This is a genomic window from Streptomyces sp. NBC_00236 (assembly GCF_036195045.1).
Classification (GTDB): Bacteria; Actinomycetota; Actinomycetes; order Streptomycetales; family Streptomycetaceae; genus Streptomyces.
The window spans coordinates 3057631-3077295 of the sequence record NZ_CP108100.1 but is presented as its reverse complement, the minus strand read 5'-3'; the positions used below and the strand labels follow the sequence as shown (position 1 = coordinate 3077295).

At 70.5% G+C, this 19665-nt stretch carries 12 protein-coding genes; 6 read left to right on the top strand and 6 right to left on the bottom strand.

Going from position 1 to position 19665, the window contains the following annotated elements:
- Nucleotides 1–6: 6 nt before the first annotated feature.
- On the bottom strand, nt 7–1182 hold the full coding sequence (locus OG446_RS13715; protein WP_328894302.1) for a winged helix-turn-helix domain-containing protein: 1176 nt from the start codon (nt 1180–1182) through the stop codon (nt 7–9).
- A 72-nt stretch (nt 1183–1254) separates the two neighbouring features.
- The gene (locus OG446_RS13710) at nt 1255–1842 is read right to left on the bottom strand and encodes a GNAT family N-acetyltransferase (RefSeq protein WP_328894301.1); all 588 of its coding nucleotides are present in this window, start codon (nt 1840–1842) and stop codon (nt 1255–1257) included.
- A 240-nt stretch (nt 1843–2082) separates the two neighbouring features.
- On the opposite strand from OG446_RS13710, the gene secA reads away from it, so the two are divergent.
- A complete protein-coding gene (gene secA / locus OG446_RS13705; protein WP_328894300.1) occupies nt 2083–4896 on the top strand; it encodes a preprotein translocase subunit SecA in 2814 nt (937 codons plus the stop codon).
- Nucleotides 4897–5135: 239 nt separating this feature from the next.
- Here the strand turns inward: secA and OG446_RS13700 are convergent, their stop codons facing one another.
- Nucleotides 5136–5555 (bottom strand): Rv3235 family protein, encoded by a 420-nt coding sequence (locus OG446_RS13700; protein ID WP_328894299.1) that lies wholly within the window; start codon nt 5553–5555, stop codon nt 5136–5138.
- Nucleotides 5556–5844: 289 nt separating this feature from the next.
- On the opposite strand from OG446_RS13700, the gene OG446_RS13695 reads away from it, so the two are divergent.
- Both OG446_RS13695 and OG446_RS13690 read left to right on the top strand, forming a co-directional pair.
- Complete coding sequence (locus OG446_RS13695; protein WP_148018955.1) at nt 5845–6351, top strand: DUF6912 family protein; 507 nt, start codon at nt 5845–5847, stop codon at nt 6349–6351.
- Between the two features lie 69 nt (nt 6352–6420).
- Entirely contained in the window at nt 6421–7092 is a 672-nt protein-coding gene (locus OG446_RS13690) for an HAD family hydrolase (RefSeq protein ID WP_328894298.1), read from the top strand.
- A gap of 41 nt (nt 7093–7133) precedes the next feature.
- On the opposite strand, the gene OG446_RS13685 is transcribed toward OG446_RS13690, so the two are convergent.
- Entirely contained in the window at nt 7134–7700 is a 567-nt protein-coding gene (locus OG446_RS13685; protein ID WP_328894297.1) for a DJ-1/PfpI family protein, read from the bottom strand.
- 397 nt (nt 7701–8097) lie between these two features.
- On the opposite strand from OG446_RS13685, the gene OG446_RS13680 reads away from it, so the two are divergent.
- Nucleotides 8098–13131, top strand: a complete 5034-nt coding sequence (locus tag OG446_RS13680) for an NAD-glutamate dehydrogenase (RefSeq protein WP_328894296.1) — start codon at nt 8098–8100, stop codon at nt 13129–13131.
- A 172-nt stretch (nt 13132–13303) separates the two neighbouring features.
- Here the strand turns inward: OG446_RS13680 and OG446_RS13675 are convergent, their stop codons facing one another.
- Together OG446_RS13675 and OG446_RS13670 are read right to left on the bottom strand one after the other, a co-directional pair.
- On the bottom strand, nt 13304–14083 hold the full coding sequence (locus tag OG446_RS13675) for an ABC transporter ATP-binding protein (RefSeq protein WP_328894295.1): 780 nt from the start codon (nt 14081–14083) through the stop codon (nt 13304–13306).
- The gene (locus OG446_RS13670; RefSeq protein WP_328894294.1) at nt 14076–15038 is read right to left on the bottom strand and encodes an ABC transporter permease; all 963 of its coding nucleotides are present in this window, start codon (nt 15036–15038) and stop codon (nt 14076–14078) included. Before OG446_RS13670 ends, OG446_RS13675 begins: the two co-directional genes overlap by 8 nt.
- 142 nt (nt 15039–15180) lie before the next feature.
- On the opposite strand from OG446_RS13670, the gene OG446_RS13665 reads away from it, so the two are divergent.
- Nucleotides 15181–15792 (top strand): TetR/AcrR family transcriptional regulator, encoded by a 612-nt coding sequence (locus OG446_RS13665; RefSeq protein ID WP_328894293.1) that lies wholly within the window; start codon nt 15181–15183, stop codon nt 15790–15792.
- 137 nt (nt 15793–15929) lie between these two features.
- Nucleotides 15930–19484 (top strand): CDP-glycerol glycerophosphotransferase family protein, encoded by a 3555-nt coding sequence (locus OG446_RS13660; protein ID WP_443050110.1) that lies wholly within the window; start codon nt 15930–15932, stop codon nt 19482–19484.
- Nucleotides 19485–19665: the final 181 nt, after the last annotated feature.

Genomic DNA, 19665 nt, shown 5'->3' with positions numbered 1-19665 from the left:
GGTCGCTCACGCCAGGGCGCGGGCGATTTCCCTGGTGAGCGGCGCGCGCAGCTCCGGTGCGTCCACCCGCTCCAGCCGGACCTCCGTGCAGCCGACCCAGGAGGCGGCTTCCACCAGCGCCTGCGCCATCGGTGCCACGGCCTTGGCGCCCGCCAGGGACACCTGCCGGGCGACCAGCGTCGTGCCCTCGCGAGCCGGGTCGACCCGGCCCTGCAGCCTTCCGCCCGCCAGGAGCGGCATCGCGAAGTAGCCGTGGATCCGCTTGGGCTTGGGGACGTACGCCTCCAGGCGGTGGGTGAAGCCGAAGATCCGCTCGGTCCGCGCCCGCTCCCAGACCAGCGAGTCGAACGGCGACAGCAGCGTCGTGCGGTGGCGTCCGCGCGGCTCGGCGGCCAGCGCCTCCGGATCCGCCCAGGCCGGCTTCGCCCAGCCCTGAACCGTCACCGGCACCAGTCCGGAGTCCGCCACCACGGCGTCGAACTGCTCGCCCTTGATCCGGTGGTAGTCGGCGATGTCCATGCGGGTGCCGACACCCAGTGACCGCCCCGCGAGCGCCACCAGACGGCGCAGGCACTCCGCGTCGTCCAGGTCGTCGTGCAGCACGGCGGCGGGCAGGGCGCGCTCCGCGAGGTCGTAGACCCGCTTCCAGCCGCGCCGCTCGGTGCACACCACCTCGCCGTACATCAGGGCCCGCTCGACGGCCACCTTCGAGGCGGACCAGTCCCACCACTCCCCGCCGTTCTTCGCGCCGCCCAGTTCCGTCGCCGTCAGCGGGCCCTCGGCGCGCAGCTGCTTGATGACGGTCTCGTAGGCGCCGTCCGGCAGGTCGTGATGCCACTGCGGGCGGGAACGGTAGGCGCGGCGGCGGAAGGCGAAGTGCGGCCACTCCTCGACCGGCAGGATGCAGGCCGCGTGCGACCAGTACTCGAACGCGCGACCGCCCGACCAGTACGCCTCCTCGACGGACTGCCGGCCGATCATCCCCAGGCGCGCGTACGGAATCAGTTCGTGCGAACGCGCGAGCACCGAGATCGTGTCGAGCTGTACGGCGCCCAGGTGGCGCAGGACCCCGGGCACCCCGGCCCGTCGGTCCGGGGCGCCGAGGAAGCCCTGGGCGCGCAGCGCGATCCTGCGGGCCTGGTCGGCGGAGAGTTCGGCTGCGGGAGGCTGCACAGACGTCATGCCACGCACCCTAGAGGGCGGCACTGACATCCAGGGCGGGGCCGGTGACATCCAGGGCGGGACCGGTGCCCCTCACGCCCGGCCGACGGCGTCGGCCGGCAGATAGGCGTCGGTGCCGGGCAGCCCGAGGTCGGACGGGAGCAGGGCGCCGACCCACGTATCGCGGCGCACACCCTTGTTGATCAGCCCGGAGCGCTGGTCGCCCTCCATGTGGAAGCCGGCACGCAGCGCGACCGCTCGGGAGGGAAGGTTGCCGGTCTCGGCCCGCCACTCCAGCCGGTCTCCGCCGAGCGCGGTGAAGGTCCAGCGGGCGGCGCAGAGGACCGCCTCCGTCGTGTAGCCGAGGCCGCGGTGTTCCCTGGCGGTCCAGAAGCCGACCTCGTACGTCCCCGGCCCGGTGCGCCGGTTGATGCCGAGCGCGCCGGCCAGGGCACCGCCGTCGCGCACCACCACGGCGAAGTTGTACATGGAGTCGTCCTGCCAGCCGCCCGGTGAGAGCTGCCGGGCGAAGAGCTCCGCGTCCGCGCGGCCGTACGGCGAGGGGACGACCGTCCAGCGCTGGATGTCGGGGTCCTGGCAGGCCGCGTGCAGTGCGTCGGCGTCGCCCGGCACGAAAGGACGCAGAAGCAGGCGGTCGGTGGTGAGAGTGATCGGCTCCATGTACGGATTCTGGTGAGGGAACCCTCGTGTGGCGAGTACTTTTCGGTCTTCCCGGCACCTTCGGCGCCCTTCGGCCGTTGATTCGGAAGGGCACTGCGGGGTCAAGGCGGTGGCAGCCCTCCCGGCGCGGCGGGGTCCTCGCTTACGATGGCCGTTGCGGTGGGGCCCACCTGCCGTGCCCGCGCCAGAGTCCATAACACGACCCAGTGCCAGGCCCGACCGGCAAGGAGACCAGCCTCAGTGTCCGTCTTCAACAAGCTCATGCGTGCAGGCGAAGGCAAGATCCTGCGCAAACTGCACCGCATCGCGGACCAGGTCAGCTCCATCGAAGAGGACTTCGTCAACCTCTCCGACGCCGAGCTGCGGGCGCTCACCGACGAGTACAAGGAACGGTACGCGGACGGCGAGAGCCTGGACGACCTGCTCCCCGAGGCATTCGCGACCGTCCGTGAGGCCGCCAAGAGGGTCCTCGGACAGCGCCACTACGACGTCCAGATGATGGGCGGCGCAGCCCTGCACCTCGGTTACGTGGCCGAGATGAAGACCGGCGAGGGCAAGACCCTCGTCGGCACCCTGCCCGCGTACCTCAACGCACTCTCGGGCAAGGGCGTGCACCTGATCACGGTCAACGACTACCTGGCCGAGCGTGACTCGGAGATGATGGGCCGGGTCCACAAGTTCCTCGGACTCAGCGTCGGCTGCATCATCGCCAACATGACTCCGGCCCAGCGCCGCGAGCAGTACGGCTGCGACATCACGTACGGAACGAACAACGAGTTCGGCTTCGACTACCTCCGCGACAACATGGCCTGGGCGCAGGACGAGCTCGTGCAGCGCGGCCACAACTTCGCGATCGTCGACGAGGTCGACTCGATCCTGGTCGACGAGGCTCGTACGCCGCTGATCATCTCCGGCCCCGCGGACCAGGCCACCAAGTGGTACGGCGACTTCGCCAAGCTGGTCACGCGTCTGACCAAGGGCGAGGCGGGCAACCCGCTCAAGGGCATCGAGGAGACCGGCGACTACGAGGTCGACGAGAAGAAGCGGACCGTGGCGATCCATGAGCCCGGTGTCGCGAAGGTCGAGGACTGGCTCGGCATCGAGAACCTCTACGAGTCGGTGAACACCCCCCTCGTCGGGTACCTCAACAACGCCATCAAGGCCAAGGAACTCTTCAAGAAGGACAAGGACTACGTCGTCATCGACGGCGAAGTCATGATCGTCGACGAGCACACCGGCCGTATCCTCGCGGGCCGCCGCTACAACGAGGGCATGCACCAGGCGATCGAGGCGAAGGAAGGGGTGGACATCAAGGACGAGAACCAGACGCTCGCCACGATCACCCTGCAGAACTTCTTCCGCCTCTACGGCAAGCTCTCGGGCATGACCGGTACGGCGATGACCGAGGCCGCCGAGTTCCACCAGATCTACAAGCTCGGCGTGGTGCCGATCCCGACCAACCGGCCGATGGTCCGGGCCGACCAGTCGGACCTGATCTACCGCACCGAGGTCGCGAAGTTCGCCGCCGTCGTCGACGACATCGCCGAGAAGCACGAGAAGGGCCAGCCGATCCTGGTCGGCACCACCTCGGTCGAGAAGTCCGAGTACCTCTCGCAGCAGCTCTCCAAGCGCGGTGTCCAGCACGAGGTCCTCAACGCCAAGCAGCACGACCGGGAAGCGCCGATCATCGCGCAGGCCGGGCGCAAGGGCGCCGTCACGGTCGCGACGAACATGGCGGGCCGCGGTACGGACATCAAGCTGGGCGGCAACCCCGACGACCTGGCCGAGGCGGATCTGCGTCAGCGCGGACTCGACCCGGTCGAGCACGTCGAGGAGTGGGCGGCGGCGCTGCCCGCGGCCCTGGAGAAGGCCGAGCAGGCCGTGAAGGCCGAGCACGACGAGGTCAAGGAACTCGGCGGGCTGTACGTCCTGGGCACCGAGCGGCACGAGTCGCGCCGTATCGACAACCAGCTCCGTGGCCGTTCCGGCCGTCAGGGCGACCCGGGCGAGTCCCGCTTCTACCTCTCGCTCGGTGACGACCTGATGCGTCTGTTCAAGGCGCAGATGGTCGAGCGCGTCATGTCGATGGCCAACGTGCCCGACGACGTACCGATCGAGAACAAGATGGTGACGCGGGCGATCGCGTCGGCTCAGTCGCAGGTCGAGCAGCAGAACTTCGAGACGCGTAAGAACGTCCTGAAGTACGACGAGGTGCTCAACCGGCAGCGCGAGGTCATCTACGGCGAGCGGCGCCGGGTCCTGGAGGGCGAGGACCTGCAGGACCAGATCCGCCACTTCATGGACGACACGATCGACGACTACATCCGCCAGGAGACGGCGGAGGGGTTCGCCGAGGAGTGGGACCTGGACCGGCTGTGGGGCGCGTTCAAGCAGCTCTACCCGGTGAAGGTCACGGTTGCCGAACTGGAGGAGGCCGCCGGGGATCTCGCCGGTGTCACCGCCGAGTTCATCGCCGAGTCCGTCAAGGACGACATCCACGAGCAGTACGACGAGCGGGAGAAGACGCTCGGCTCCGACATCATGCGTGAGCTGGAGCGGCGCGTGGTCCTGTCCGTCCTGGACCGCAAGTGGCGTGAGCACCTCTACGAGATGGACTACCTCCAGGAGGGCATCGGCCTCCGTGCCATGGCGCAGAAGGATCCGCTGGTCGAGTACCAGCGCGAGGGCTTCGACATGTTCAACGCCATGATGGAGGGCATCAAGGAGGAGTCCGTCGGCTACCTGTTCAACCTGGAGGTCCAGGTCGAGCAGCAGGTCGAGGAGGTTCCCGTCCAGGACGCGGCGACGTCGCTGTCCAAGGAGGACGCCGTTCCGGCGGCGCGTCCGGAGATCCGGGCCAAGGGGCTCGACGCTCCGCAGCGTCCGGACCGGCTGCACTTCTCCGCTCCCACGGTGGACGGGGAGGGCGGTGTCGTCGAGGGCGACTTCTCCAACGGTGACGGTGGGGCCTCCGGGGATTCGGACGGGCTGACCCGCGCGGAGCGGCGCAAGGCGCAGAAGAGTGGTGGCGGTGGGCGTCGCCGCAAGAAGTAGCGTGCGCTGATCGTTCTGCGGCCTGGGCCGGGCACCGTTGGGTGTCCGGCCCAGGCCGTTGTGCGTGGCTGGCTGGGTGGGTGTCGCGACGTGACGTGACGTGACGTGCGGGTGGGTGAGCGGGTGGTGCGCCTGCGGCGGGCCTGTTCCCCTCCCCGCCCCTTCCCGTAACCGGGGCTCCGCCCCGGACCCCGCTCCTCAAACGCCGGAGGGGCTGAGAAGAGCGGGGCCGAGACAGGTCAGGGGTGGCGTACCGGGGTGTTGCCCAGTTCCACCGCGGCGCAGCGCCAGCGGAGGTCGGGGCCCTGTTCCAGGCGGAAGGCCATGGCGCGGACCTGTTCGCCCGCCGCGACGCTCGCGCAGGCCTCGACGACGCCGGGAGCCGGCTGGGCGCCTCGGCACATGCGGATGACCGGGCGGGCGCCGCGGCTCCTGAGCGGGGTGGCGGGGGCCAGTTCGGCGAGCTGGTCGTAGGCCTCGCCGATCGTGTGGCCGAGCATCCAGTGGACGGGGCGCTGGCCGCTGAGGACCGCCAGGAGGCGTTCCGCGAACCAGTGGTGGGGCCTGATCCGCCGGTCGGTCCGGCGGCGTTGTGCGGGTACGGCCTCGGGCCTGCGTGCGTCGTGCCGTCCGGTGGGCCGGGTCCTGTTCGTGCTCATCGCTGTCGCCCCCGTGCTTCAGAGGCCCGGTGAGTACCGGGCGGTAACTTCTGCTGTGGATCTTCTACGGGGACGGCGGAGGCGGCCGCAAGCGTGGGTAGGCCGAGGGGGGAGGTTCCGGGATTCACCTATCCGGGTGGCGGGGCCGGTCCGGTGAGGGGGCCCGGGGCGGGCCGGGCAGGGTGAGGGGCGGTTGCCGGGTGGACGGGGCGGGGGCCGGACACGTAACCCCAAAGGGGGACGCCCCACGTATCCTGAGGGCGTTCCGACTACGAAAGCGACCCCAGTCATGCGCGTGTACGTCCCCCTGACCCTCTCCGGGCTCGCAGCGGCGCACCGGGCCGGCGAGGTCGGCCCGGGCCCGTTGACCGCCTACGCGGTGACCCCCGCGCTGCGGGAGTGGTACGTCTCCGACGACATCGAGGAGCTGGAGTACGCGGCGCTCAACCGGGCCGCGTCCGCGTCGCTGCGGTTGATCGCCGGGGACCCCGGGGCCGCCCGACGGCGTGTCGTCGTCGCCGTCGACGTGCCGGACGGGGCCGCGGTCGCCGACCCGGACCACATCCTGGACGCCTCGTCGCTCGGTGAGGTCACCATCGCCTCCGCGGTCGCGCTGGCCAAGGCCGCCGCGGTGCACGTCGACTCGGACGAGGCCGACAAGGACGTCACGGCCGCCGCGGCAGCCCTGGGAGCGGCGGACCTCGGGGACGACGACGCCCAGTTCACCGTCGACGGCGCCGAGGACCACGAGCTCCTGTGGTTCGGCATCCAGGAGATCCCGAATCTGATCGGGTGAGCGGGGCCGTGAAGGGCCGCGCGAAGGGCTGTTCGTCCGGTTGTCAGTGACAGCGGGTATTTTTCTCGCATGGGGACGAACGGGAAGCACCGCACGCATCTGGTCTGGGACTGGAACGGCACTCTGCTCGACGACAACATCGCGGTCGTCGGCGCGACGAACGCCGCGTTCGGCGAGATCGGCCTGGCGCCGATCACCCTGGAGCAGTACCGGGAGATGTACTGCATCCCGATACCCCGCTTCTACGAGCGCCTGATGGGCCGGCTGCCCACGGAGGCCGAGTGGGAGCGGATGGACGGGGTCTTCCACCGCAGTTACACCGAGCAGCGTGAGGCCTGCGGGCTGACCGAGGGGGCCGCCGAGCTGCTCGCGCAGTGGCAGCTGGCCGGCCGGAGTCAGTCCCTGCTGAGCATGTACGGGCACGAGCACCTGGTCCCCGTCGTCCGGGGGTACGGCATCGAGCGGCACTTCGTCCGCGTCGACGGGCGTACCGGGCCGTCCGGCGGCAGCAAGGCGCAGCACATGGAGCGCCATTTCGCCGCGCTGGACGGGATATCACCCGAGTACACGGTGGTCATCGGTGACGCCGTGGACGACGCGGTGGCTGCGGCCCATGTCGGAGCGAAGGCGGTGCTCTTCACCGGCGGTTCGCACAGCCGGAGCAGCCTGGAGGCGGCAGGGGTGCCCGTCGTGGACACCCTGGCCGAGGCCGCGGCCCTCGCCCAGCAGCTGAGCGAGTAGCCGGCGGCCCCGTGGGCGGGCCCGGGCCGCGGGGACGGGGCTCAGGTCACCGGGGCCTTGGTGCGGAGCACGGTCAGGAACTCACGCATCCAGGCCGAGTGGTCCGGCCAGGCGCGGGACGAGACCAGGGTGCCGTCCACCACGACCTCGGTGTCCCGGAAGGTGGCTCCGGCCGTCTCCATGTCGGGTGCCAGCGCGGGATAGGCCGTGACCTGCCGGTTCTTCAGCGCGCCGGTCGCAGCCGTCATCAGCGGGCCGTGGCAGATCTGGGCCACCGGGCGGTCCGTGTCGAAGAACGCCGAGAGGATCGTGCGGAGATCGGCGTCGTTGCGCAGGTATTCGGGAGCGCGCCCGCCCGGGACCACCAGGGCCACGTAATCGTCCGGGTCGACCTCGGAGAAGGCCAGGTCGGCCGGCCAGGTGTAGCCGGGCTTCTCGGTGTAGGTGTCGAAGCCGGCCTCGAAGTCATGGACCACGAAGCGGAGCGTCTTGCGGGAGGGAGCGGCGATATGGACCTCGTACCCCTCCTCGCGCAGGCGCTGGTACGGGTAGAGGACTTCGAGGGACTCGGCGGCGTCGCCGGTGACGATCAGGATCTTCGGTGCCATGGCGGGGCTCCCCACGGTGCGTCGGCCTGTTCTGTGTGTCGGAACCAGAGTGCGGCAGTCGGGGCCCGTGCGCTGTCCGAAGTGTCAAAGTTCGGGGCCTTCTTTTGTACACATGCGGCTCGTGACGGTTACGGGGGCGGGCGAGATAGCCTGGACCCCGTGATCAGCGCGATACGCCTCGGGGGCAGCGAAGCCCCCGGCCCGAGCCCGGAGTGCCACAGCACCCGGGCCGCCACTGATCCCCTCAGCCCGGCCCGACCGCCAAAAATGGCCAATAAGGTCCCGGGCGTCTCTCATAGCGGCATAGCGTCGACTCAGACCGGAAACCCCGTGTCGCGGCGGTACGTCGCCTTTTTCACCTACGTCACGCAACGGCGCGCGACAGGAGCCAGAGGACATGCAGACCAAGCTGGACGAAGCCAAGGCCGAGCTGCTCGCACGGGCTGCCAAGGTAGCTGACAACAGCCCGGGCGGTGGTGTCGGTGGCCCGGGCGGTGCCCCCCGGGTTCGCGTCGCGGCCACCGGGGCCGACGACGGCACCGGGGCCGGGCAGGAGCGTTCGGGCCAGGACGTACTGCTCGCCTATCTCCAGCGCTACTACCTCCACACGGCTCCGGAGGACATCGCCGGCCGGGACCCGGTCGACGTGTTCGGCGCCGCCTCCTCCCACTACCGCCTCGCCGAGAACCGTCCGCAGGGCACGGCCAACGTCCGGGTGCACACCCCGACCGTCGAGGAGAACGGCTGGACCTGCAGCCACTCCGTCGTCGAGGTCGTCACCGACGACATGCCGTTCCTGGTCGACTCCGTCACCAACGAGCTGTCCCGTCAGGGTCGCGGCATCCATGTCGTGATCCACCCGCAGGTCATCGTCCGCCGCGATGTGACCGGCAAGCTGATCGAGGTCCTCACCGAGGGCGTCGGCATCTCGACGGACCCCCAGGCAGGCCGGAAGAACGCCAAGGGGGCGAAGGACGCCAGGGCCGAGCTGCCGCACGACGCGCTCGTCGAGTCCTGGATCCACGTCGAGATCGACCGCGAGACCGACCGCGCCGACCTCAAGCAGATCCAGCTCGACCTCCTGCGGGTCCTGTCCGACGTACGGGAGACCGTCGAGGACTGGGAGAAGATGCGGGATGCCGCGCTGCGCATCGCCGACGACCTGCCCGGCGAGCCGCTCGACGACCTCGCCGACGACGAGGTCAACGAGGCGCGGGAACTGCTGCGCTGGCTCGCCGCCGACCACTTCACCTTCCTCGGCTACCGCGAGTACGAACTGAAGGACAGCGACGCGCTGGCCGCCGTGCCCGGCACCGGCCTCGGTATCCTGCGCGCCGACCCGCAGCACACCGAGGACGAGGCACACCCGGTCAGCCCCTCCTTCGACCGGCTGCCCGCCGACGCCCGCGCCAAGGCCCGTGAGCACAAGCTCCTCGTCCTGACCAAGGCCAACAGCCGGGCGACCGTGCACCGTCCCAGCTACCTCGACTACGTCGGCGTGAAGAAGTTCGACGCCGACGGCAACGTCATCGGCGAGCGCCGCTTCCTCGGACTGTTCTCGTCCGCCGCCTACACCGAGTCCGTGCGCCGGGTGCCCGTCATCCGCCGCAAGGTCGCCGAGGTGCTGGAGGGCGCGGGCTTCTCGTACAACAGCCACGACGGCCGTGACCTGCTGCAGATCCTGGAGACGTACCCCCGCGACGAGCTCTTCCAGACGCCGCCCGACCAGCTGCGCTCCATCGTCACCTCGGTGCTCTACCTCCAGGAGCGGCGCCGGCTCCGGCTCTACCTGCGCCAGGACGAGTACGGGCGCTACTACTCCGCGATCGTCTACCTGCCGCGTGACCGCTACACCACCGGCGTGCGCCTGCGGCTGATCGACATCCTCAAGGAGGAGCTGAACGGCACCAGCGTCGACTTCACCGCCTGGAACACCGAGTCGATCCTGTCCAGGCTGCACTTCGTCGTCCGGGTCGCCCCCGGCAGCGAGCTGCCCAGCCTCACCGACGCCGAGGCCGACCGCATCGAGGCCCGGCTCGTCGAGGCCGCTCGCTCCTGGGCCGACGGCTTCCAGGAGGCGCTGGGCGCCGAGTGCGGTGAGGAGCGTGCCGCCGAGCTGCTGCGTCAGTACGGCCACTCGTTCCCCGAGGGTTACAAGGCCGACCACTCGCCGCGCTCCGCCGTGGCCGACCTGGTCCACCTCGAAGCCCTCAAGGAGGACGGGAAGGACTTCGCACTCAGCCTGTACGAGCCGGTCGGCGCCGCCCCCGGCGAGCGCCGGTTCAAGATCTACCGGACCGGTGAGCAGGTCTCCCTGTCCGCCGTCCTGCCGGCGCTCCAGCGGCTCGGTGTCGAGGTCGTCGACGAGCGTCCGTACGAGCTGCGCTGCGCAGACCGTACGCACGCCTGGATCTACGACTTCGGGCTGCGGATGCCCCAGGCCACGGCCAACGGCGGCTACCTGGCCGACGACGCCCGGGAACGGTTCCAGGAGGCGTTCGCCGCCGTGTGGACCGGCGAGGCCGAGAACGACGGCTTCAACGCGCTGGTCCTGAGCGCCGGTCTGAACTGGCGGCAGGCCATGGTGCTGCGCGCCTACGCCAAGTACCTGCGCCAGGCCGGATCGACCTTCAGCCAGGACTACATGGAGAGCACCCTCCAGAACAACGTCCACACCACCCGGCTGCTGGTCTCGCTGTTCGAGGCCCGGATGTCGCCGGAGCGGCAGAGCGCCGGTACGGAGCTGACCGACGGGCTCCTCGAAGAACTCGACGGCGCCCTGGACCAGGTCGCCTCGCTCGACGAGGACCGGATCCTGCGGTCCTTCCTCACCGTCATCAAGGCCACCCTGCGCACCAACTTCTTCCAGCGCGCGGAGAGCGGCAAGCCGCACAACTACGTGTCGATGAAGTTCGACCCGCAGTCGATCCCGGACCTCCCCGCCCCCCGCCCGGCGTTCGAGATCTGGGTCTACTCGCCGCGCGTCGAGGGCGTCCACCTGCGGTTCGGCAAGGTCGCCCGTGGTGGTCTGCGCTGGTCGGACCGCCGAGAGGACTTCCGTACGGAGATCCTCGGCCTGGTCAAGGCGCAGATGGTGAAGAACACCGTCATCGTGCCGGTCGGCGCCAAGGGCGGCTTCGTCGCCAAGCAGCTGCCGGACCCGGCAGTCGACCGTGACGCCTGGATGGCCGAGGGCATCGCCTCGTACCGCACCTTCATCTCGGCGCTGCTCGACATCACCGACAACATGGTCGCCGGCGAGGTCGTGCCGCCCAAGGATGTCGTCCGGCACGACGAGGACGACACCTACCTCGTCGTCGCCGCCGACAAGGGCACGGCGAAGTTCTCCGACATCGCCAACGAGGTCGCCGTCGCGTACGGCTTCTGGCTCGGTGACGCGTTCGCCTCCGGCGGTTCGGCCGGTTACGACCACAAGGGCATGGGCATCACCGCCCGCGGCGCCTGGGAGTCCGTCAAGCGGCACTTCCGGGAGCTCGGCCACGACACGCAGACCGAGGACTTCACCGTCGTCGGCGTCGGCGACATGTCCGGCGACGTCTTCGGTAACGGGATGCTCCTCTCCGAGCACATCCGCCTCGTCGCGGCCTTCGACCACCGGCACATCTTCATCGACCCGAAGCCGGACGCCGCGACCTCGTACGCCGAGCGGCGCCGCCTCTTCGACCTGCCGCGCAGCTCCTGGGCCGACTACGACAAGCAGCTGATCTCCGCGGGCGGTGGCATCCACCCGCGCAGCGCCAAGTCGATCCCGGTCAACGCCCATATGCGCGAGGCGCTCGGCATCGAGGCCGGGGTCACCAAGATGACGCCCGCCGACCTGATGCAGACCATCCTCAAGGCCCCCGTCGACCTCGCGTGGAACGGCGGCATCGGCACGTACATCAAGTCCTCCGCCGAGTCGAACGCGGACGTCGGGGACAAGGCCAACGACGCGATCCGCGTCAACGGCGAGGACCTGCGCGCCAAGGTCGTCGGCGAGGGCGGCAACCTCGGGGCCACCCAGCTCGGCCGTATCGAGTTCGCCCGTACCGGCGGCCGGATCAACACCGACGCGATCGACAACAGCGCCGGTGTGGACACCTCCGACCACGAGGTGAACATCAAGATCCTGCTCAACGGCCTGGTGCGGGACGGCGACATGACGGTCAAGCAGCGCAACAAGCTGCTCGCCGAGATGACCGACCAGATCGGCCACCTGGTGCTGCGCAACAACTACGCGCAGAACACCGCGCTCGCCAACTCGTCCGCCCAGGCGTCCTCCCTCCTCCACGCCCAACAGCGCTTCATGCGCCGGCTGGGCCGTGACGGATACCTCGACCGGGCCCTGGAGTTCCTGCCGACCGACCGGCAGATCCGTGAACTGCTGAACGCCGGCAAGGGGCTCAGCCAGCCCGAACTGGCCGTCCTGCTCGCCTACACGAAGATCACGGCGGCGCAGGAGCTGATCGGGACGAACCTGCCGGACGACCCGCATCTGCAGAAGCTGCTGCACGCCTACTTCCCGCAGCAGCTGCGCGAGCGCTACCCGGACGCGGTCGACGGGCACGCGCTGCGGCGCGAGATCATCACCACGGTCCTGGTGAACGACACGGTGAACACCGGTGGTTCGACGTTCCTGCACCGGCTGCGGGAGGAGACCGGCGCCTCGATCGGGGAGATCGTGCGGGCCCAGTTCGCGGCCCGGGAGATCTTCGGCCTCGGTGAGGTGTGGGACGCCGTGGAGGCGCTCGACAACGAGGTCGCGGCCGATGTGCAGACCCGGATCCGGCTGCACTCGCGCCGGCTCGTCGAGCGCGGCTCGCGCTGGCTGCTGGGCAACCGGCCGCAGCCGTTGGAGATCGCCGAGACGATCGACTTCTTCCGCGACGGTGTCGAGCAGGTCTGGGCGGAGCTGCCCAAGATGCTGATGGGCGCGGACCAGGAGTGGTACCAGGGAATCCTGGACGAGCTCACCGAGGCGGGTGTCCCGGACGTGCTCGCCCAGCGCGTCGCCGGATTCTCGTCGGCGTTCCCGGCGCTCGACATCGTGGCGATCGCCGACCGCACGGGCAAGGACCCGCTGTCCGTCGCCGAGGTGTACTACGACCTCGCGGACCGGCTGGGCATCACGCAGCTGATGGACCGGATCATCGAACTGCCGCGGGCGGACCGCTGGCAGTCGATGGCCCGTGCCTCCATCCGGGAGGACCTGTACGCGGCGCACGCGGCGCTCACGGGCGACGTGCTGAGCGTGGGCAACGGGTCCTCCTCGCCGCAGGAGCGGTTCGAGGCGTGGGAGGAGAAGAACGCGGCGATCCTGTCGCGCTCGCGCTCCACGCTGGAGGAGATCCAGGGGTCGGACGCGTTCGACCTGGCGAACCTGTCGGTGGCGATGCGGACGATGCGGACGCTGCTGCGTACGCACGCGTAGGCGGTGGCCCGGGGGAGGCGGCTGCCGGGTGCGTCCCGGTGGCCGCCTTGCCCTCGATCGCCGGGTGGGCTTGGTGTGCCGGACGGGCGGGAGAGTGTGCGGCCCGCCCGGGGCCGAGGTAGTTGTCCTCAATCGCCGGACGGGCTTGAGATGCCGGACGGGCTCGAAATGCCTATTTCTTGCCGGTGAAGCGCTCGTACGCCGCCACGACCTCCTTTGCCGGGCCGTCCATCCGCAGGGTGCCCGCCTCCAGCCAGATCGCCCGGTCGCAGGTCTCGGTGATCGACTTGTTGTGGTGGCTGACCAGGAACACCGTGCCGGCCTGCTCGCGCAGTTCGATGATCCGGTCCTTGCTGCGCCGCTGGAAACGGGCGTCGCCGGTGGAGAGCGCCTCGTCGATCAGGAGGACGTCGTGGTCCTTGGCGGCCGCGATGGAGAAGCGCAGCCGGGCGCCCATGCCGGAGGAGTACGTGCGCATCGGCAGCGTGATGAAGTCACCCTTCTCGTTGATGCCGGAGAAGTCGACGATGCCGGCGTAGCGTTCGCGGATCTCCTCGCGGGTCATGCCCATCGCGAGCCCGCCGAGCACGACGTTGCGCTCGCCGGTCAGATCGCTCATCAGTGCCGCGTTCACCCCGAGCAGTGAGGGCTGGCCCTGGGTGTGGACGCGGCCCTGCGTGGCGGGCAGCAGTCCGGCGATCGCCTTGAGCAGCGTCGATTTCCCCGAGCCGTTGGAGCCGATCAGCCCGATCGCCTCCCCCTTGTACGCGGCGAAGCTGACCCCTTTCACGGCGTGCACCTCGCGCACTCCGGGGGCCTGCCGGCGCGAGACGATCCGGCTCAGGGCCGAGGTGGCGCTGCCCCTGCCGGCGCGGGCGCCGTTGACCTTGTACGTGATGTGGACGTCGTCGACGACGACCGTCGGTACCGCGCAATCCGTGCTCTCAGCCACGCCCGTAACTCTCCTCGCCCTGCCAGAAGTAGACGAACCCGCCCACGCCGCACACCAGCGCCCAGCCGGCGGCGACGGCCCACACGTGCGGCGGAAGCTGCGCGGCGTGGAAGCTGTCGATGAGGGCGAACCGCATCAGGTCGATGTAGACGGCGGCCGGATTGATCTCCAGCGCCAGCTTCACCAGGTACGGGACCCGGTCGCCCGCCAGGCTCGCGTCGAGGCTCCACATGACGCCCGAGGCGTACATCCAGGTGCGCAGGATGAAGGGCATCAGCTGGGAGATGTCCGGAGTCCGGGCGGCCAGCCGGGCGAAGACCATCGAGACACCGGTGTTGAACACCGCCTGCAGGGCCAGGGCCGGTACCGCCAGCAGCCAGGACGGCTGCGGGTACTGGCCGACGGCCAGCAGGATCAGTACCAGCGCGGCCAGTGAGAACAGCAGCTGCTGGAGCTGTTGCAGGGCCATCGCGATCGGCAGCGAGGCCCGGGGGAAGTGCAGGGCCCGTACGAGGCCGATGTTGCCGCTGATCGCACGGGTGCCGGCGGTGATCGAGGTGCTGGTGAAGGTCCAGATGAAGACGCCGGTGACCAGGAACGGGACGAAGTCGCTGACGCCCTGCTTCGTCTTCATCAGGACGCCGAAGATGAAGTAGTAGACCGCCGCGTTCAGCAGCGGGGTCATGATCTGCCAGATCTGGCCGAGCTTCGCCTGGCTGTACTGGGCGGTGAGCTTGGCGGTGGCGAACGCCGTGATGAAGTGCCGCCGCCCCCACAGCTGCCGGACGTACACCGGCAGCGTCGGGCGGGCTCCGCTCACGGTCAGCCCGTGGCGGGCGGCGAGAGCGGCGAGCTCGCCAGGCGCGTGAACGAGCGCGTGGGCGGCCGGGGAAACGGGCGGGGAGGCGGTCGGCGGGGTGTCCGCCGGGGCCGGGGCTGTTGTCTGGCTCACCACGATCGCTTTCGAGGGAAGGCGGGAAGGGGCGGGGGAAACAGTCGAGCGGCGACGGAACGGGACCGTATCGTCGCAACGCCGAGGGTAGGACGCCAGGACGTCGCTACGCAACCGTTTCGTCGTCGCGGACTATGATTCGGCCATGACCACCGACCCGGGAAGCCGCCGCCGTGCCCCCGCCGGAGCCGCCGTGCTGCGCGAGGACGTGACCGATGCGATCCGCACCGCGGTCTTCGAGGAGCTGGCCGCGGTCGGCTTCGCCCGGATGTCCATCGAGGGCATCGCCCGCCGGGCGGGCGTCGGCAAGACCGCGGTCTACCGTCGCTGGAAGTCCAAGCTGCACCTGGTCCTGGACCTGGTGTCGGCCGTCGCCGTGCAGGGCATGCCGGCCCCGGCCACCGGTTCGCTGTACGGGGACGTCCGTGCCGTGCTCGAACTGGCCGCCTACGCGCTCCGTCACCCGCTCGCCTCCCAGGTCATCCCGGACCTGCTGGTCGAGGCGGCCCGCAACCCGGAGATCTCCGACACCATCAAGGCCGCCCTGCTCGACCCGCAGCAGGGCATCGCCGCCGTGGTCGTGCGGGACGCCGTCGCACGCGGGGAACTGCCGCAGGACTGCGACCCCGACCGTGCCCTCGACCTGATCGTCGGGCCCCTCTACTGGCGGCTCGCGGTCGTCAGGGGCGAGCTGCCCGCGGGCTACCTGGACGACCTGGCGGCCTCGGCCGTGGCGGCACTCACCCGCCGACCGTAGGCGCGGCGGCCGTGCGGCGGCGGCCGTCCACGTCAGCACGCGTGACCGCGACATCACTCGTTGGGGACCGTAACCGGTGACCCCCGGCCGTTCACGGGGTTGAGCCATACGGATTGCCAGGCCCCCGATGAACGGACGTGCTCACCATGCCGCCACGGCTCAGTGTCGTTGTCCCCGTCTACAACGTGGAACCCTTCCTCACGGACTGCCTGAAGTCGCTCGCCGGGCAGACCGTCACCGACCTCGAAGTGGTGATGGTCGACGACGGGTCCACCGACGGCAGCGCCGCCGTGGCCGCCGCGTTCGCCGCCGAGGACGACCGCTTCCGGCTGGTCAGCCAGGAGAACGGCGGGCTGGGGCACGCCCGCAACACCGGCGTCCGCCACTGCGACCCGGAGAGCCGCTACCTCGCGTTCGTCGACAGCGACGACGTCGTCCCGCCGCGGGCGTACGAACTGCTGGTCGGCGCCCTGGAGGAGACGGGCTCGGACCTCGCGTCCGGCAACGTGCTGCGGCTGCGGACCGACGGCAGGCTCCAGCAGTCGCCCATGTTCCGGGTGCCCATGGCGACCACGCGGCTGCGCACCCACATCTCCCGCGACCGGGAACTCACCGGCGACCGGATCGCCTGCAACAAGGTCTTCCGCCGCTCCTTCTGGGACGAGCACGGGTTCGCCTTCCCCGTCGGCGCACTGTACGAGGACATCCCGGTCGTGCTGCCCGCGCACTTCCTGGCCGGCTCCGTCGACATCGTGAAGGACCCCGTCTACCACTGGCGCGACCGCCCCGGCTCGATCACCGCGGGCCGGGCCGTGGTCCGCGGCATCCGCGACCGGGTCGCGCACGTGCAGGGCGTCTGCGCCTTCCTGGAGGAGAAGCGCACGGCCGCCGACAAGAGCCACTACGAGGCGCACGCGCTGGCCAACGACCTCTGGTACTTCATGGAGGTCCTGCCCGACGGCGACGACGCGTACCGCGAAGCCTTCCTGACGCACACCAGCGCCTTCCTCGACCAGGTCGAACCGGCGGTGCTCGACGGGCTTCCGTTGCGGCTGCGGCTGATGTGGCACCTGGTGCGCGAGCGCCGCACGGAGGAACTGCTGGCCCTGCTCGCCTTCGACAAGCGCGAGCCCGGCGCGTTCGCCGTACGCGGGCTGCGCCGTCGGCGGGCCGCCTACCCACCGCTGACCCGGCCGGTGCCGGGCCGGGTGCTGCGCGTCGGCGAGCGCGATCTGCCGCTGGTCGCCCGGCTGCGGGAGGTCGGCTGGCAGGACGGCAAGCTGCGGCTGAAGGGGTACGCGTACATCCGCAATCAGCCCGCGGCCTCGGGCGCCTCCGAATTCCGGGCCGGGTGGCTCCGGGCGGGCCGGCGGCAGGTGATCCCGCTCCGGCTGCGCAGGACCGCCGAACCGGAGGCCACCGCGCGCTCCCGGCAGAGCCTGCACGACTACGACCGGGCCGGCTTCGAGACGGTGCTCGACCCCGCCAGACTCCGTATCCCCGTGGACGGCCCGGCCGCTCACGTCACCTGGCGCCTGGAGCTCGGCGTCGCGCGGAACGGGCTGCTGCGCCGTTCCGCGCCCAGCACCGCCGAGGCACCCGTGGCGCCGCCCGTGCACCGGCCGGACGGGGACCACCGGATCGTGCCGGTCTTCGACGGTGACCGGCTGGTCGTGCACGCCGAGCGGATCGACGCACGCTTCGAGACCCACCGGGCGGATGAGCAGGCCGACGGCACGGCCGCCGTCGTCGTCGACGGCATGCTCCGCAACCGGCTCGGCTGCCAGGACCTGCGGCTGAGCCTCACCCACCGTTCCTCCAAAACCGCCTTCGAGTGCCCCGTGACGGTGCAGGAGGACACCACGCCCTCGGCGACGGGATGGCGTCGCTTCACGGCCACGATCCCGCTCACGGCGCTCCTCGACGCCCGGCCCGCAGCCACGCAGGGGCGGTCGGGTATCCCGTACAGCGTCCATCTTGTCGGCCCCGGCGGCAGTCGCACCCCGATCGATGTGCCGGGGCCCGTCCCGCCGGGCCGCTACCCGCTCGCACCGGCCGGTGACGAGCCCCGTGAGCTGGGCCTCACCGTGAGCGCGCGCGGCAATCTGCTGATCAGCGACCGGCCCGTCCAGCCCGCCGTGGAACTGGCCGCCTGGACGCAGGACGGGAAGCTGCTCCTGGAGGGCACCTTCCCGGACGATCCCGGGCGCCCGGTCGAGCTGGTGGCCCGGCACAGCGGTCATCACGAGGAGGCGGTCTTCCCCGTCGCGTTCACCGGTCCGCAGGAGGAGCGGCGGTTCACGGCCGAGCTGCGGCCGGACGCCGTCGCGACGTGCGGGGGCGGGGAACTGCCGCTGGGGGAGGGCAACTGGTACTTCTTCCTCCGTGAGAAGGGCGCCGCCGACGAGACCCGTGACACCGCCCTGCGCCTCCCGGCCGCCGTCCACCACACCCTGCCCGCGGCCCGCACCCTGGCAGGCCGTGCGTACGTCATCGAGCGGCGCTTCCACGACCAGCTGCTGCTGAGCTGCGCGCCCCCGCTCGGCGCCGCGGAGCGTGGCCCCCGTGCCCGGCGGCTGCTCGGCGTGGCCTACACGGCACAGCGCACCGCGGCGCTGCGCGACGCCGTGCTGTTCAGCAGTTTCGACGGCCGGCAGTACTCGGACTCACCGCGGGCCGTTCACGAGGAGCTGACCCGGCGGGGGACCGGTGCGGAGCATCTGTGGGTCGTACGCGACAGCCAGGCGCGTATCCCCGCCGGGGCCACCGCCGTGGAGCACGGCTCGGCCGCCTGGCACGAGGCGCTGGCCCGCAGCCGGCACATCGTCACCAACACCCAGCTGCCCGAGTGGTTCGAACGGCGCGAGGGCCAGACCGTCGTCCAGACCTGGCACGGAACCCCGCTCAAGCGCATCGGCCTGGACCTCGCCGGAACCGCCCGGGCGAACCGCGCCTACATCGCCACCCTCGAACAGCGCGCCCGGCAGTGGAGCTTCCTGGTCTCGCCGAGCACGTACGCGACCCCCGTGCTGCGCCGCTCCTTCGGCTTCGAGGGCGAGGTCCTGGAGTGCGGCTACCCGCGCAACGACCTCTTCCACGCCCCGGACCGGACGAAGGTCGCCGCCGCGGTACGGGAGACCCTCCAGATCCCCGACGGCAAACGGGTCGTGCTCTACGCACCGACCTGGCGCGAGGACCGGCCGAGGAACAACGGCCGCTACACCATGGACCTGCGGCTCGACCTCGCCGCCGCCGAGCGGGAACTGGGCGCGGACACCGTCCTGCTGGTGCGCCGTCACTACCTGGTCACCGACCGGCTCCCGGACAGCGGCACGGGGTTCGTCCGCGATGTCTCGCGCTACCCGGAGGCAAGTGAGCTGATGCTGGTCAGCGACGCGCTGCTGACCGACTACTCCTCGATGATGTTCGACTTCGCGCACACCGGCCGCCCGATGCTCTTCCACACCTACGACCTGGAGCACTACCGCGACACGCTGCGCGGTTTCGCCTTCGACTTCGAATCGCGGGCACCCGGCCCGCTGATCCCCGAGTCCGCGGATCTGATCGAGGCCCTGCGCGACCCGGTCCGGTCGACCGCGGGACACGCGGGGGCGTACGAGGCCTTCCGCCGGGACTTCTGCGACCTCGACGACGGCCGGGCGGCCGCGCGGGTGGCCGACCGTTTGCGGTAGCCCGCGTCCCTGCGTCGCGCCGGTCCGGCAGGCACGGATGCGCGGTGACGTGCGGGGTGACGTGGTGGTGAACACGAATTGACGCACGGGCTGTCCGAACTGCGTGAACCGTTCGAGTGATTCGGGGAAAGTGGCGTTTGCACGGATGTACAGGGAATCCGAGCCATGGGCTGGATAAGTA